Here is a 15,391-nt window from a genome sequence, read left to right on the forward strand (position 1 = left end):
CGCTGCTGCCGGGTCCGGGCCCCGGCCCGGCGCGCGTGACTCACCCGAGGGCGGCCAGGACGGTGCGTGCGGCGGCGTCCGCCCCGGCGACGCACGCCGGCACGCCCACCCCGTCGTAGCTCGCCCCGGCCACCGCCAGCCCACCGTGGGCGGCGACCGCCGCACGCGCCCGCTCCACCCGGTCGACGTGACCCACGTCGTACTGCGGCAGCGCGCCGCCCCAGCGGGTGAGCACCGCCGACCGGTACGGCACGGGGCGGCGCAGCATCTCCCCCAGGTCGGCCGCCGCGGCGTCCAGCAGCTCGGCGTCGGGTCGCTGGAGCTGCTCCTCCTCGTCGGCGCGCCCCACCGAGACGCGCACGACCGCGCGGCCGCCCGCGTCCTGGCGCAGCCAGTCCCACTTGCGCGTGGAGAACGTCGCCGCCTTGACCAGGCGGCCCTCGACGGGCGGCACGAGGAAGCCGGAGACGTCGAGCCCGTCGAGGACCGACGCGGGCAGCACGAACGTGCCGACGGCCATGGACGCCGTCCGCACCTCGCCCAGCTCAGCCGCGGCCGCGGGCACCGCGTCCGCGAGCAGCCGCGCCGCCCGAGGGGCCGGCACCGTCAGCACCACCGCGTCGGCCTGCAGCACCGGACCGCGCCCCGCGGGGCCGAGCTCGAGCCGCCACCGGTCGCCGCTGCGCTGCAGCCGCTGGACGCACGCGCGGGTCCGGACCTCCACGCCCCCTTCCGCCAACCGGTCGCGCAGGCCCTCGACGAGCCGCGCGACGCCGCCGCGGATCCCGGCGAACACCGGCGCCCCCGCGCCGGCACCCGCCGCGGTCCCCGCCCCCTGCGTGTGCTGGCGCACCGTGTCGAGCAGCGACGACCCGTGCAGGGCCGCGGGCCACAGGACGGGCACGGTCGCGCGCAGCGACAACCGCGAGGCGTGACCGGCGTACACCCCGCCGAGCAGGGGCTCGACCAGCCGCTCGACGACGGCGGGACCGACGCGCGCCGCCACGAACGACGCGACGTCGACGTCGCCGCCGGTCACGGGCACCGCCGGCAGCGCCGGCTCGGCCGCGGCTCGCGCGACCTCCTCGTCGGTGAGGAGGCCGCGCAGCGCCTGCGGGTCACCCGGGACACCCATGTGGGTGCCGGACGGCATCGGGTGCAGACGCCCGCGGGACCAGATCGCCGCCCTCGACGTCGCCGGGTGCACGAGGTCGTCCCCCAGACCGACCTCGCGGACGAGGTCGACCGCCTCGGGACGTCGTGCCAGCAGCGCCTCCGCGCCGAGGTCCGCCACCAGCCCCAGGTCAGGGTCCACCTGGCCGCGCAGCAGCGCGCCACCGACCCGGTCCGCCTGCTCGAGGACGACGACCCGGCAGTCCGGGTCGCTGCGGTGCAGCCGCCACGCCGTCGCCAGCCCCGTGACCCCGGCACCGACGACGACCACCGTGCGGCCCCGCCGCTCCCCCTGCCCGGTCTCCAGCCCTGGGTCACCCGCTGCCGGGCCGTCGGGTCGCGGTCCGGCCGGGCCCTCGGGGCTGCTGCCCTGCTGCTCGCTCACGGGCCAAGCCTCTCAGAGCGGTCGTGCCGCACCCGTGACCCGCCCGGGACCGAACCGTGCCCTCAGCAGGGGAACGTGCGCGCACGCACGCGCCGTCCCAGCCGCGACCGCCCCACCCCGTCCCCGGAGGCCACCGTGACCAGCTCGACCCCGAGCCCGCCTGCCACCCCAGCCGCGAGCCCGACCGCGACCCCGCCCGCGCCCCGCCCGCTGGCCACGCCCCTGCGCCGCCGTCCGCGCCGCCGCCTGGTCCTCGCCGCGACCTCGCTGGCGGTGGCCCTGCCGGCGCTGGTGCTGGGGGCGTGCTCGGCCGGCGCCGGCGACGAGTCCGCGCAGTCCGCACCGGCCGCGCAGGACCCGGTCGAGGGCGGCGCGACTGCCGACGGAGGGGACGGGGCCGGTGGCTCGGGGGGCGGTGGCCCAGGGGCCGGCTCGGACGGGTCCGGGGCGTCGGCGGGTGCCGCCGTCGACGACCAGCGCCGCATCCGGCGCGGTGGTGTCGCGGTCGAGGTGTCCGACCTCGGGCCGGCCACGCAGACGGTGCGGGACGTCGCCGCCTCCCACGGCGGGTTCGTGGCGCAGGAGGCCTCGGGACGCCCGGTGGCCGCGCACGTGGCGTGGGAGGAGACCGCGGGGGCCGGGTGGGACGCGCCCGGGGGCCCCGCCGACGACGCGGTCGCACCGCGGTCCCTGTCGCCACGGGGACCGGGCGAGGCGGTCCTGGTCGTCCGGGTGCCGTCCGACCGCTTCCGGACCGCGGCGGACGACGTGGCCGCGCTCGGCACCGAGGTCGGGCGGTGGTCGACCGAGACCCTCGTCGAGGACGCCCTGGTGGACCTGGAGAGCCGGATGGCGACGCAGCGGGCCAGCGTCGAGCGCGTCCGCGCCCTGATGGCGGAGGCGACGTCCCTGGCCGACGTCGTCGCCCTGGAGTCCGAGCTCGCCACGCGGGAGGCCGACCTCGAGTCGCTCCGCGCGCGGCACGCCGCCCTCGCCGGGCAGGCCGACCTGGCCACCCTGACCGTGCACCTGCGCACCCCCGGGGTCGCCGCCGCGACGGACGACGCCACCGGCTTCCTGCCCGGGCTGCGGGCCGGCAGGGACGCCCTCGTGACCAGCACGCAGGTGCTGCTCACCGCGGTGGGTGCCCTGCTGCCGTTCGCCGCGGTGGCCGCCGTGGTCGTCGTCCCCGTGCTGGCCGTCCGCCGCCGGCGCCGGTCCGGGTGAGCGGCAGCCCGGCGCCCGGCCGCTCGGGCGTCCGCGGCGGAGGTCAGCGCCCGGCGGACACCTCGTGCACGAGGTCGACGACCCGGTGCAGGACGTCCGGGTCGGTGTCGGGGATGACGCCGTGCCCGAGGTTGAAGACGTGCCCGCCGGCGAGGCGGCCGAGCTCCAGGGTCTGCCGGACCCGGGCGTCCACCGCCGGCCACGGGGCGAACAGGATCGCCGGGTCCAGGTTGCCCTGCAGCGCCTTCTCACGCCCCACCCGCCGGGCCGCGGCGTTCAGGGGCAGCCGGAAGTCGACGCCCACGACGTCCGCGCCGGCGTCCGCCATGTGCGCCAGCAGCTCACCGGTCCCCACCCCGAAGTGGATCCGCGGGACCTGCCGTCCGACGTCCAGCGCCTCCACCCCGTGCAGGACGGCGGCGGAGTGCGGCTGGACGCTGGTCACGTAGTCGGCCGCCGGCAGGGCGCCCACCCAGGAGTCGAAGAGCTGCACCGCGCTCGCCCCGGCGCGGACCTGCACCTCGAGGAACGTGGCGGTGGTCCGGGCGAGCTTGGCCATCAGCGCCTCCCACAGGCCGGGGTCGCCGTAGAGCATCGCCTTGGTGTGCTCGTGGTTGCGGCTGGGCCCGCCCTCCACGAGGTAGCTGGCGAGGGTGAAGGGAGCGCCCGCGAAGCCGATCAGCGGCGTGGCGCCCAGCTCGGCGACGAGCTGGCGCACGGCCTGCGCCACCGGCTCGACCTGCTCGGGGTGCAGCTCGGGGAGCGCGTCGACGTCGGCCGCCGTGCGGACCGGCTTCGCCACCACCGGGCCGACGCCGGGGACGATGTCCAGGTCCACACCCGCCGACCGCAGCGGGACCACGATGTCGGAGTACAGGATCGCGGCGTCCACCCCGTACCGGCGGACCGGCTGCAGCGTGATCTCCGTGACCAGGTCGGGGTCGGCGCAGGCCTGCAGCATCGTGGTGCCCTCGCGCACCCGCCGGTACTCCGGCAGGGACCGCCCGGCCTGGCGCATGAACCACACCGGGGTGTGCGGCACGTCCTGCCTGCGGCAGGCGCGGAGGAAGGCGCTGTCCTGGACGGCGGACACTCCCGTCGACGCGGCGGCGGCAGAGGTCGCCCCAGCGGCCGGGTCAGCGGCCGGGTCAGCGGTCGAGTCGGGAGTCGCGTCGGGGGTCGCAGCAGGGGTCGCGTCCGGCGTCGGGTCAGGGCTGGAGGGCACGGCCCGATGGTCGCACGCCGACGCCCGGGCGCCGTCGCTCGGCCGGTCCGCCCGGCACGGGGACACCCCTCGCCCGGCCGGCGGCACGTCGCGACCAGCCCGCCAGCAGCGCGCACGCGAGCAGCACCTCGGCGACGTCGCCGCCGTAGTACATCCACCGCGCGGCCTGCTCGGCCTGCTCCACCACCACGGGCACCCCGGGCGGCAGCTCCCCCGCCCGGGCGTACAGGGTCTTCGCCAGCACCGCGTGCGCCCCCGCGGAGACGAGCAGGACGACCACCCTCGTGGCCGTGCCCGGCCGGCGCGGGGCGGGGTCCGGCCCGGCGACCGCCCAGGCGAACAGCGAGCCCGCGACCAGCAGGTGCGCCGCGACCAGCCAGTGCACGAGCGGCGCCCGCGTGCTGAGGGCGTACAGGTCGGTCAGGTAGAGGACGAACAGCCCGCCGGTGCTCAGCAGCCCTGCCGTGACGGGGTGGGCGAACACGTGCACGGGCCGGCTCGCCAGCACCCGGCCGACCCGCCGCGCCGTCCGCGGTCGCAGCGCGCCCAGCAGGAGCGTCACGGGAGCGGCCAGGACGAGCGCGAGCGGCGCGTACATCCCCAGCAGCAGGTGCTGGACCATGTGCCCCCGCGGGTCGGTGTGGCCCCAGTGCACCAGCGGCGGGCTGACGGCGACCGCGACGAGCGCGACGCCGGTGACGGCGGACGCCACCCGCCACCGGCTCCAGCCCCGTCCCAGCCGACCCCGACGTCGGCGGACGGTGAGGCCCAGCCCGAGGAGGGGCACCACCAGCACCAGGGCGGGGACCCACCACCCGTCGGGGCCGGCGTCGGTCACCGCCCACCCGCGGCGGCCCTGCGCTCCCGGCGGCCGCGCCGCAGCAGGGCCAGCCCGACCACGAGCAGCACCACCCCGGCCAGGTTCCAGACCAGGTCGTACGGGAGGAGGTCGACGTCGTAGCGGACCTGGTGGATGCGCAGCACCTTGTGGTCGACGAGCCCGTCGAACAGCTGGAAGCCGCCGAGGCCCAGGAACGCCCCGGCCCACGCCGCGCGCGCCACCAGGGCCTGCCGGCGGGCGAGGTCGACGAGCAGGAAGGTGCCGGCGACCAGGACGAGCAGCTCGGCGGCGTGCAGGAACCCGTCGGAGGCCAGCGCGACCTCGCTGGTGGAGCGGTCGTAGAAGTGGTGCCAGCCCAGCACCTGGTGGAAGACGATCTCGTCGACGGCCGCCATCACCCCCGCACCGACCATCGCGGCCACCCAGGTGGACCGCCGGTGGTCCGGCGTCCCCACGGCGGGCCCCGCGGTGGTGCTCCCGGAGCGCCCGCTCGCCGTCCCAGCAGCCACCCGAGGCCTCCCGATCGCACCCGTCGCTCGGACCCAGCGTGCCCGCGGACGGGCCGGTCCGCACCCGCGCGGACGGGTGACGGGCCGCGACGCGCGCGGGCGCGGGTGCGTGCTCGCGCCGACCTCCCGGCCTAGGCTGCGGACGTGGCTGTCCACGGGGTCCCGGGCGTCCCCCCAGAAGGCTTCCAGCGCGCCGTCGAGGCGTTGCGGAGCGCTCGGCTGCGCCCCGAGGTGCGCCTGGAGGAGGTGCCCGCGCCCGGGCGGATCGCCCCGTACTCGGCGGCGCTGTCGGCGGACGTGGTCGCCGGTCCGGCGGAGGACGTCGACGAGCTGGCGACCGGGCGCTTCGTGCTGCTGCACGACCCGGCCGGGCAGGAGGCCTGGGAGGGGACCTTCCGGGTGGTCTCGTTCGTCCGCGCCGAGCTCGAGCCCGAGATGGGTGCCGACCCGCTGCTCGGCCAGGTCGGGTGGTCCTGGCTCGTCGAGTGCCTCACGAACGCCGGGGCGTCGGCCCACGCCGCCGGGGGCACGGTGACCCGGGTGCTGTCCGACAGCCACGGCTCCCTCGCCGAGCGGCCCGCGACCGTGGAGATCGAGGTCCGCGCGAGCTGGACGCCGGAGGGCGCGGACCTCGCTCCGCACCTGCACGCCTGGGCCGACCTGCTGTGCACCGTCGCCGGCCTGCCACCGCTGCCGGAGGGCGTCGCCCCGCTGACGCGCCGGCTGCGCTGACCGTCGGACAGCACGCCTCCGCGCCGGAGTCGATCCGCCGGAAGGGTCAAGGACGGCGGCCCACCGGCCGATAGGAAGTGCACGAGGCCCTGTCGCGACGACGGGGCGCGGTCGAGGAGGAAGCGGCGTGACGGCTGTCGTGGAACAGAACAGCACCCGGCCCGCGGGCACCCCGGTGCGCAGCACGGCCCTGGTGGCGGTGCAGCACCGCAGCGCCCGGGACGCGGCCGTCCGCATCCTGCGCGGTCTGGGCGCCACCGACGTCCTCGCTGCCACGACCGTGGAGGAGGCCCGGCGCCACACCACCGGCCGGCCCGGTGACGTCAGCGTCGTCGAGGCGACGCTGCCGGACGGCTCCGGCAGCACCCTGGTCCGCGACCTGCGCGCGGCCGGCTGGCGGCGCAACGTCGTGCTGGCCACCCAGGAGGACCCGTTCGCGGTCCGCGCGGCGATCGCCGCGGGCGTGCCCTGCTACCTGGTCGTCAGCACCGCGTCGTCGCGTCCCGCCCCGCCCAGCCCCGGCCAGCTCGTGCCGTCCCAGCCGACCTCCGAGCGGGCCTCGGGTGCGACGAGCTACGGCCTGTCCCAGCGCGAGATCGACGTGCTGCAGCTGGTCGCCGAGGGCCGGTCCAACCGCGACGTCGGTGAGGCCCTCGGCCTGTCCGCCCTCACGGTCAAGAGCCACCTCGCCCGCATCGCCCGCAAGCTGGGCACGGGTGACCGCGCGGAGATGGTCGTCATCGCCCTGCGGGCCGGCCTGATCAGCTGACCCGGCACCGGCGACGTCACACCCGTCGCGGGGTGCGGGGCCCGGCACGCCGTCCGGCCTGCGCGTGAGCGGTGCCCGGCCCCCGTACGGTGGGGCCATGGACGTCGAGGAGGCCCACCCGCTCGACGCCCCGCGCGACGGCGTGCCCGACGTCGTCGGCTCCCCGGCCGCCCTGCAGGCCGCCGTCGAGGCCCTCGCGTCGGCGACCGGTCCGGTCGCCGTCGACGCCGAGCGCGCCTCGGGGTACCGCTACGGGCAGCGGGCGTTCCTGGTGCAGCTGCGGCGGGCCGGGGCGGGCACCGTCCTGGTCGACCCCGTCCCGCTGCCCGACCTCAGCGGTCTCGGTGAGGCGCTGGGCGGGGCCGAGTGGGTCCTGCACGCCGCCTCCCAGGACCTGCCGTGCCTGGCCGAGACCGGCCTGCGTCCCGGTGGCGAGCTCTTCGACACCGAGCTCGCCGCCCGGCTCGCCGGCTTCGAGAAGGTCGGCCTGGCAGCCGTCGTCGAGCGCCTGCTCGGCTACCGGCTGGCCAAGGAGCACTCCGCGGTCGACTGGTCGACCCGGCCCCTGCCGGAGCCGTGGCTGCGCTACGCCGCGCTGGACGTCGAGGTGCTGCTCGACCTGCGGGACGCGCTGGCGGCGGAGCTCGACCGCCAGGGCAAGCTCGAGTGGGCCCGCCAGGAGTTCACCGCCGTCCGCGACCAGCCCCCGGCACCGCCGCGCGCGGAGCCCTGGCGCCGGACGTCGGGACTGCACCAGCTGCGCAACCGGCGCCAGCTCGCGGTGCTGCGCGAGCTGTGGCAGGAGCGCGAGCGGGTCGCCCAGCGCCGCGACCTCTCCCCGGGCCGGGTGCTCCCGGACAAGGCGATGGTCGCGGCCGTGGCCGCCGGGCCCCGGACCCGTGAGGAGCTCGTCCGGCTGCCGGTGTTCTCCGGTCCCGCCAACCGGCGGATGGCGGACACCTGGTTCGCCGCGCTTGAGCGCGGACGCGCCATGGCGGAGTCGGAGCTGCCGGCGCACGCCGTCCCGGGGGACGGTCCTCCTCCCCCGCGCGTGTGGAAGGACAAGGACCCCGCCGCCGCGGCGCGGCTCGCGGGGGCCCGGGAGCTGGTCGGTGGCCTCTCGGAGGAGCTGGCGGTGCCCGTGGAGAACCTGCTGACCCCCGACACCCTGCGACGGCTGTGCTGGCGACCCCCGGAGCCGACGGACGGCCAGGCGGTCGCGGTCGCGCTGGCGGAGGCCGGCGCCCGCCCCTGGCAGGTCGAGCTGCTTGCGGCGCGGTTGGCGGAGGTCATGGCCGCCAGCCCCTCACCCGCCGAGCAGGACTGACCCACCGGGTGACCCAGGCCACCCACCCGGACCTCGCCTGCCTTGTTACCGGCGAGTAGCCTGGGTGTGACGACCACACCCACGTCACCTCCAGGAGGGTCCGTGCCCCGCACCGCCCACGACGTCGTCTTCGTCGACGGCGTCCGCACCCCGTTCGGCAAGGCCGGCCCGAAGGGCATGTACGCCCAGACCCGCGCCGACGACCTCGTCATCAAGTGCATCCGCGAGCTGCTCCGCCGCAACCCGAGCCTGCCGCCGGAGCGCGTGGACGAGGTGGCCGTCGCCGCCACCACGCAGACCGGTGACCAGGGCCTGACCATCGGGCGCACCGCCGCCCTGCTGGCGGGCCTGCCCAAGACCACCCCCGGCTTCGCGATCGACCGCATGTGCGCCGGCGCGATGACCGCCGTGACCACGACGGCCTCGGGCATCGCGTTCGGCGCGTACGACGTCGTCATCGCCGGCGGGGTCGAGCACATGGGCCACCACCCGATGGGCGAGGGCGTCGACCCCAACCCGCGCATCATCGCCGAGAAGCTCGTCGACCCCAGCGCCCTGGTGATGGGCAAGACCGCCGAGAACCTGCACGACCGGTTCCCGCACCTGACCAAGGAGCGGGCCGACGCGTTCGCGGTCGGCAGCCAGGAGAAGCTGGCCAAGGCGTACGCCAACGGCAAGGTCCAGCCCGACCTGGTCGAGGTGGCCACCCGCCACGACGAGCTGGGCTGGGGCCTGGCGACGCAGGACGAGCCGCCGCGGCCCGGCACCACGATGGAGGACCTGTCCTCCCTGAAGACGCCCTTCCGCCCGCACGGCAACGTCACCGCGGGCAACGCCGCCGGTCTCAACGACGGCGCCACGGCGTGCGTGCTCGCCTCCGCCGAGGCCGCCGCCGAGCTCGACCTGCCGGTGCGCATGCGCCTGGTCTCCTACGGGTTCGTCGGCGTCGAGCCGGAGTTCATGGGCGTCGGCCCCGTCCCCGCCACCGAGAAGGCGCTCAGGCTGGCCGGCCTGACCATCGACGACATCGGGCTGTTCGAGCTCAACGAGGCGTTCGCCGTCCAGGTGCTCGCCTTCCTCGACCACTTCGGCATCGCCGACGACGACCCGCGGGTCAACCCGTGGGGCGGCGCCATCGCGATCGGGCACCCGCTCGCCTCCTCCGGCGTCCGGCTGATGAACCAGCTCGCCCGCCAGTTCGAGGAGAACCCCGACGTCCGCTACGGCCTGACCGCGATGTGCGTCGGCCTGGGCATGGGCGCGTCCGTGATCTGGGAGAACCCCCACCACGCCGACTTCGGCAAGGAGGCCGCGGCCTGATGACCACCACCACCGCCACCACCCCCGAGCAGCTCGCCGCCGGCACCGGCGACGAGCGCGTCACGAGCTTCCACGTCCGCGACGTCGCCCTGCCGGGCGGCGCCGGGACGATGGCGCTGATCACCATGGACAACGGCTTCGACCACACGAAGCCCACGACCTTCGGCCCGCAGGGCCTGCTCAACCTCAGGTCCGCGCTGGACACCGTCCAGACCCGCGCGGAGGCCGGCGAGATCGCCGCCGTCGGCGTGACGGGCAAGCCGTTCATCTTCGCCGTCGGCGCCGACCTCAAGGACGTCGGCCAGCTCGCCGACCGCGAGCAGGCGCTGGCCGTCGCCCGCCTCGGCCACGACCAGATGCGGCGTCTGGGCGAGCTGCCCGTGCCCTCGTTCGCCTTCGTCAACGGCGCCGCGATGGGCGGCGGCGTGGAGATCGCGCTGCACTGCACGTACCGCACCATCTCCGCCGGCGTGCCGGCCGTCGCGCTGCCCGAGTGCTTCCTCGGCCTCGTGCCCGGCTGGGGCGGCACGTACCTGCTCCCCCGCCTCGTCGGCGTCCGCGACGCGCTGACGGTCATCGTCGACAACGCGCTCAACAACAACCGGATGCTCAAGGGCCCCAAGGCCTTCGAGCTCGGCATCGCCGACGCGCTGTTCGAGCCCGCCGACTTCCTCGAGGAGTCCCTGCGGTGGGCCGCGCAGGTGCTGACCGGCGCCACGACGGTCGAGCGCCGCCCGGTCGACCTGGACGACGAGACCGCCTGGGACGGCGCGGTCGCGGCGGCGCGGGCCGGCGTCGACGCCAAGGTGGCCGGCCAGGCGCCGGCGCCGTACCGGGCCCTGGACCTCATCCGGCTGGCCCGCACCGCGGACCGCGACACCGCGTTCGCGGCCGAGGACGAGGCCCTCGCCGACCTCATCCTCAGCGACGAGTTCCGCGCCGGCGTGTACGCGTTCGACCTCGTGCAGCGGCGCGCCAAGCGACCGGTCGGCGCGCCCGACAAGGGCCTGGCCCGTCCGGTCACGAAGGTCGGCATCGTGGGTGCCGGTCTGATGGCCAGCCAGCTCGCGCTGCTGTTCGCCCAGCGCCTCGAGGTGCCGGTGCTGCTCACGGACCTCGACCAGGAGCGGGTCGACAAGGGCGTCGGCTACGTCCACGCCGAGGTCGACAAGCTGCAGGCCAAGGGCCGGGTCAGCGCCGACAAGGCCACCCGCCTCAAGGGCCTGGTCACCGGCTCCACGTCCAAGGAAGGCTTCGCCGACGCGGACTTCGTCATCGAGGCCGTGTTCGAGGAGATGGGCGTCAAGCAGAAGGTGTTCGCCGAGGTGGAGGCGGTCGTCTCCCCCGAGTGCGTGCTGGCCACCAACACCTCCTCGCTGTCGGTCACCGAGATGGCCTCGCGGCTGCAGCACCCGGAGCGGGTCGTCGGCTTCCACTTCTTCAACCCGGTCGCCGTCATGCCGCTGCTCGAGGTCATCAACGGCGAGCAGACCGACGACGCCACCCTCGCCACGGCGTTCGCCACCGGCAAGGCGCTGAAGAAGACGACGATCCTCGTCAAGGACTCCCCGTCCTTCGTCGTGAACCGGCTCCTGGGCCGGTTCATGGGCGAGGTCGCCAAGGTCGTCGACGAGGGCACCCCCGTCGAGGTCGCCGACAAGGCCATCGCCGGCCTGGCACCGATGCCGCCGTTCGTGCTCATCGGCCTCGTCGGCCCGGCCATCGCGCTGCACAACAGCGAGACGCTGCACCGGGCGTTCCCCGAGCGGTTCCACGTCTCCGACAACCTGCGCCGCGTGGTGGAGGCCGGCAAGCCCGGCTTCTACATCTGGCCCGAGGGCAAGCCGGTCCTCGACCCCGAGGTGGAGGCGCTGCTCGAGAAGCCGGCCGACCCGGTGGTGCTCGAGCCCGCGCAGGTCCGCGAGCGGGTGCTGTCGGTGCTGGCCGAGGAGGTCCGCCTCATGCTCGACGAGGGGGTCGTGGCCGCGCCGCAGGACGTCGACCTCGGCATGATCACCGGCGCCGGGTTCTCGTTCTGGAACGGCGGCGTCACACCGCTGCTGGACCGCAGCGGCATCGCCGAGAAGGTCACCGGACGCCGGTTCCTCGAGCCGGGCGTCGCGAGCGTGGCCGGCTGACCAGCCCTCACCGCTGACACCGGCGAACGGCCCCGTCCCCCACCGGGACGGGGCCGTTCGCCGTCCCAGCCGAGGTGGCGGGAGCCGGGTCAGCCGGTGCGGGGGGACGGGACCACGACACGGTCCCGGCCGGCGGCCTTCGCCTGGTACAGGCGGTCGTCCGCGGCACGCAGGAGCTGCGAGCGGTCGACGGCGTCCTGGGGCGCGCTCGCGGCACCGATGCTGGCGGTCACCACCCGGTCGGGCAGGACGTCGGCCCACGGGTGCGCCGCCAGGTCGCGCCGGACCGCCTCCAGCCGCTGGGCGGCCTCGGGGCCCGACAGCCCCGGCAGGACGAGCAGGAACTCCTCCCCGCCCATCCGGGCCGCCACGCCGCCGTCGACCTCGCCGGCCGCTGCCAGCAACACCCCGGCGACCCGGCGCAGGACGACGTCCCCGACCTCGTGCGAGTACGTGTCGTTGACGGACTTGAAGTGGTCGAGGTCGACCAGCGCCACCGTCAGCGGGCGGCCCGTGTCAGCGGCCTCCACCAGCAGCGTCGTCAGCTGGGCGTCGACGTACCGGCGGTTGTGCAGGCCGGTCAGGGGGTCGCGCTCCGCCAGGCGCCGGAAGCGCTCGCTGTCGCGGCGGGCCTCCGTCGTCTCGAAGATCGCCTGGCGGGTGCGAGCCTGCGCCTCCTTCTCCGCGGACTTCACCGCCCGCTCCTGGGCGTGGAAGGCGCGGAAGGTCTCGTAGGCCTCCTGGTAGCGACCCGCCGCGGCGTGCAGGGCCGACTGCTCCTCCAGCACCTCCAGGGCCACGCCCGACAGCTGCTGCTCCTCGGCGAGCGCCCGGCAGCGGTCCAGGGTCGCCTGGGCCTGCTGCGTGCGGCCGCCGCGGCGCTGGATCTCGGCGAGGGTGAGCAGGCACTGGGCCACCCCGTCGAAGTCGGACTCGCCCTCCACCCCTCCGCGCAGCACGGGCTCCAGCTGGGCCTCGGCCTCGTCCAGACGGCCGTCCATCAGGTAGGCGCGGGCCACCGTGTCCCGGTCGTGCACGTCCAGGGTCATCCCCCGGGCGGCCGTCACCGCCTTGAGCCGCTCCGCGGTCTCGACCGCCTCGGCGCCCCGGCCCGCCTGGTAGTAGGTGTAGGCGAGGTTGTTCAGGACGATGCAGCGCAGGTGCTGGTCCCCCGCCTGCTCGGCGAGGCGGCCCGCCTCCTGGTAGCGCCGGTGCGCCTCGTCGAAGGACTCGCAGGAGCCGAGCGCGTCGGCGAGCCCCAGCAGGTGGTCGGCGCGCAGGACGGCCCGGACGCCGGCGTCGAGCAGCGCGACGGCGGGCACCGCGTGCTCCAGCGCCGTCCCCCAGTCGCCGATACGGCGGAAGAGGGCGGACAGCAACCGGTGGCTGCGCGCCTGCAGGTACGTCGAGCCGTGCTCGGTGGCCCACGCGTTGACCTCGCGCATGACCCGGGCGCTCGTCTCGGTCCGCCCGCGTCGCGCCTCGACGTCGACCCGCACGAGCAGCACCCGGCGCAGGGTGACGGGGTCGACGTGCTCGCCCTGCTCGGCGAGCCAGGCGACGGCGGTGGCGTGCGCGGCGCCCAGGTCGCGGCGCACGGAGTCCTCGAGCAGGTCGACGTCGAGCGCTGTCCCGATCGTGCTCGTCGCACCCACCTCCCCTCACCCCGCGAGCCCGTCCGGGGAGCGCCCTTCGGCACACCCTCCGGCTCTGCCCTCCTATCGGCAGGAACCCCTTCTGACCCAAGCGCCACGCACGGGCGATCTCCCGGGGGCCGCGCCCCGCCGGGACACGTCCGGACGCGGGCGCCGCGGACCCGGTCGAGCGCCTGCCCCGGGGGCCGCGAGGGTGCCGCCACGCGAGGTCACGGACAGGGCCGAACGGGTGGTGCCCGGCAGGTCCCGGCGGACGGGCGCCCCTACGGTGATCGGGTGCAGGACGGGTCCGGGCGCACCGCGCCCCTGCGGCACCTGGCGCTGGCCGTCAGCGTGCTCGCCGACATCGACCTCGACCCCCGGGACGAGGGGGTCGCCCTGACCGAGCACCCCGACGTGCTCGTGCCGTGGTCGGTGGTCGCGGACGTGGTCGCCGGCCACCCGCCGGACCGCGGCGTGGCGCGCACCCGCCTCACCCAGTGGCTGCGGCTGCGGCTGCTCGTCGCCGAGCTGGGGCCGGAGGCGCCCGCCGTGCTGCGCCCCGCCGCGCGCGCTCTGGCCCTGCCGCACGGGCACGCCCTGGCCCAGGACGACGGGTGGGTCCGCGAGCCGCTGCTCGGCGACGCCCTGGTGTGCGGGGTCGGTCTGCTCGGGCTGCTCGACGACCCGCTGGAGGTCGTCCCGCTGCCTACCGGGGTCGCCGCGGCCGCGGGGGTGGACCCCGCCGCCTGGTGGCCGTCGGTGCGCGAGCACGCCGAGGGCATGGGCCACCTCGTCGTGCAGCGGCTGCGGCGCGACCGCGGGCCCCGCCAGCAGGTGCTGCGGCCGGTCGGCGGCGTCGACGTGCCCAGCCTGCTGCTGTCCGGCGCGCTGCGCCGTCACCTCGCCGAGGACGACGGCTCGGGGATGCGCGCCCTCGCCGTGCCCATGCGCACCCGCGGCTGGTACGACCTGGCCCGCATCGACCCGGCGTTCGTCGGCGCCGCGTGGTCGGCGACCGCCGAGGTCGCCCGCGGCCTGGCCGCCCCGGTCCTCGTCACGGCGGACGAGGTGTCCCTGGGACTGACCGGCGGTGACGTCCGGGAGGCCCTGGCCGACCCGGTCCGGGACGAGCGCCCCCGTGGCTGGGGACGGGACGTGCGCTACCGCTGACCGCAGGTGTGGTGGACCACCACAGGTCGGTCGTGAACTGCGTCCCCGGCGCACACGTCCCGGCGGACGCGCTGGACCTAGCGTCCTCGGCATGGGTCGACGGACGTCGGGGACGACGGCATGGGCACGCTGACGGGCCGCACCGCGCTGGTGACCGGCGCGGCCGGGGGCATCGGCGCGGCGTGCGTGCGCAGGCTGCTGGAGGACGGCGCGCAGGTGCTGGCCGTCGACCGGGACGCGGCCGGCCTGGACGACCTGGCGGCCGAGGCGCCGGGGGTCACGCCGCTGGTGTGCGACCTGGCCGACCTCGCCGCGGTCGACGCGCTGCCCGCCGAGGTCGACGTGCTCGTCAACAACGCCGGCGTACAGCACGTGGCCCCGGTGCACGAGTTCCCGCCGGAGCGGTTCGCGTTCATCGTCCGGCTGATGCTCGAGTCCCCGTTCCGGCTCGTGCGCCGCGTCCTGCCGCACATGTACGCGCAGGGGTGGGGGCGGGTGGTGAACGTCTCCAGCGCCCACGGCCTGCGGGCCAGCCCGTACAAGTCCGCGTACGTGGCGGCCAAGCACGGGCTGGAGGGCCTCAGCAAGGTGGTGGCCCTGGAGGGCGCCGCGCACGGCGTGACGAGCAACTGCGTCAACCCCGCGTACGTCCGCACGCCTTTGGTGGAGCGGCAGGTCGCCGACCAGGCGGCCGCGCACGGCATCTCCCCCGACGAGGTCGTCGAGCGCGTGATGCTGGGTGCGGTGGCGGTCAAGCGGCTCATCGAGCCGGTGGAGGTCGCTGACCTGGTCACGTTCCTGTGCGGGCCCACGTCCGCCTCGGTCACCGGCGCCTCGTTCCCGGTGGACGGGGGCTGGACCGCCCGGTGAGCCCCCGCCACCCTGCGCCGGCGCCCGCGCCTGCACCTGCGGCGGCCCGACCGGCGACGCACCGTGGT

Annotated in this window: 13 protein-coding genes; 8 read left to right on the forward strand and 5 right to left on the reverse strand. The window is 76.4% G+C overall.

The window, feature by feature from the left end; all coding sequences use genetic code 11:
• Positions 1–40: 40 nt before the first annotated feature.
• Positions 41–1,558: a protoporphyrinogen oxidase gene (hemG, locus tag ACYVQV_RS04965; protein ID WP_461022155.1), complete on the reverse strand. Its 1,518-nt coding sequence runs from the start codon at positions 1,556–1,558 to the stop codon at positions 41–43.
• Positions 1,559–1,693: 135 nt separating this feature from the next.
• On the opposite strand from hemG, the gene ACYVQV_RS04970 reads away from it, so the two are divergent.
• Positions 1,694–2,785, forward strand: coding sequence for a DUF4349 domain-containing protein (locus ACYVQV_RS04970; protein ID WP_461022156.1), 1,092 nt, complete (start codon positions 1,694–1,696; stop codon positions 2,783–2,785).
• 43 nt (positions 2,786–2,828) lie between these two features.
• Here the strand turns inward: ACYVQV_RS04970 and hemE are convergent, their stop codons facing one another.
• The 3 genes from hemE to ACYVQV_RS04985 all read right to left on the reverse strand — a co-directional run bounded on the left by hemE (position 2,829) and on the right by ACYVQV_RS04985 (position 5,264).
• On the reverse strand, positions 2,829–3,878 hold the full coding sequence (hemE, locus tag ACYVQV_RS04975; RefSeq protein WP_461022233.1) for a uroporphyrinogen decarboxylase: 1,050 nt from the start codon (positions 3,876–3,878) through the stop codon (positions 2,829–2,831).
• Between the two features lie 115 nt (positions 3,879–3,993).
• Entirely contained in the window at positions 3,994–4,848 is an 855-nt protein-coding gene (locus ACYVQV_RS04980; RefSeq protein WP_461022157.1) for a cytochrome c oxidase assembly protein, read from the reverse strand.
• On the reverse strand, positions 4,845–5,264 hold the full coding sequence (locus tag ACYVQV_RS04985; protein ID WP_461022234.1) for a DUF2243 domain-containing protein: 420 nt from the start codon (positions 5,262–5,264) through the stop codon (positions 4,845–4,847). The genes ACYVQV_RS04980 and ACYVQV_RS04985 overlap by 4 nt, the downstream gene beginning before the upstream one ends.
• Before the next feature lie 240 nt (positions 5,265–5,504).
• Between ACYVQV_RS04985 and ACYVQV_RS04990 the strand changes: the two genes are divergently transcribed.
• The 5 genes from ACYVQV_RS04990 to ACYVQV_RS05010 all read left to right on the forward strand — a co-directional run bounded on the left by ACYVQV_RS04990 (position 5,505) and on the right by ACYVQV_RS05010 (position 11,646).
• The gene (locus ACYVQV_RS04990; RefSeq protein ID WP_461022158.1) at positions 5,505–6,092 is read left to right on the forward strand and encodes a DUF3000 domain-containing protein; all 588 of its coding nucleotides are present in this window, start codon (positions 5,505–5,507) and stop codon (positions 6,090–6,092) included.
• A 127-nt stretch (positions 6,093–6,219) separates the two neighbouring features.
• Positions 6,220–6,861, forward strand: a complete 642-nt coding sequence (locus tag ACYVQV_RS04995) for a helix-turn-helix transcriptional regulator (protein ID WP_461022159.1) — start codon at positions 6,220–6,222, stop codon at positions 6,859–6,861.
• A 97-nt stretch (positions 6,862–6,958) separates the two neighbouring features.
• A complete protein-coding gene (locus ACYVQV_RS05000) occupies positions 6,959–8,188 on the forward strand; it encodes a ribonuclease D (RefSeq protein ID WP_461022160.1) in 1,230 nt (409 codons plus the stop codon).
• A 102-nt stretch (positions 8,189–8,290) separates the two neighbouring features.
• Positions 8,291–9,508 (forward strand): thiolase family protein, encoded by a 1,218-nt coding sequence (locus tag ACYVQV_RS05005; RefSeq protein ID WP_461022161.1) that lies wholly within the window; start codon positions 8,291–8,293, stop codon positions 9,506–9,508.
• Entirely contained in the window at positions 9,508–11,646 is a 2,139-nt protein-coding gene (locus ACYVQV_RS05010; RefSeq protein ID WP_461022162.1) for a 3-hydroxyacyl-CoA dehydrogenase NAD-binding domain-containing protein, read from the forward strand. Before ACYVQV_RS05005 ends, ACYVQV_RS05010 begins: the two co-directional genes overlap by 1 nt.
• An 89-nt stretch (positions 11,647–11,735) precedes the next feature.
• Here the strand turns inward: ACYVQV_RS05010 and ACYVQV_RS05015 are convergent, their stop codons facing one another.
• Entirely contained in the window at positions 11,736–13,301 is a 1,566-nt protein-coding gene (locus ACYVQV_RS05015; protein ID WP_461022163.1) for a tetratricopeptide repeat-containing diguanylate cyclase, read from the reverse strand.
• A gap of 276 nt (positions 13,302–13,577) precedes the next feature.
• On the opposite strand from ACYVQV_RS05015, the gene ACYVQV_RS05020 reads away from it, so the two are divergent.
• Entirely contained in the window at positions 13,578–14,453 is an 876-nt protein-coding gene (locus tag ACYVQV_RS05020; protein ID WP_461022164.1) for a hypothetical protein, read from the forward strand.
• 120 nt (positions 14,454–14,573) lie between these two features.
• A complete protein-coding gene (locus tag ACYVQV_RS05025) occupies positions 14,574–15,323 on the forward strand; it encodes a 3-hydroxybutyrate dehydrogenase (RefSeq protein ID WP_461022165.1) in 750 nt (249 codons plus the stop codon).
• Positions 15,324–15,391 lie beyond the last annotated feature (68 nt).

Source organism: Thalassiella azotivora (assembly GCF_054781695.1).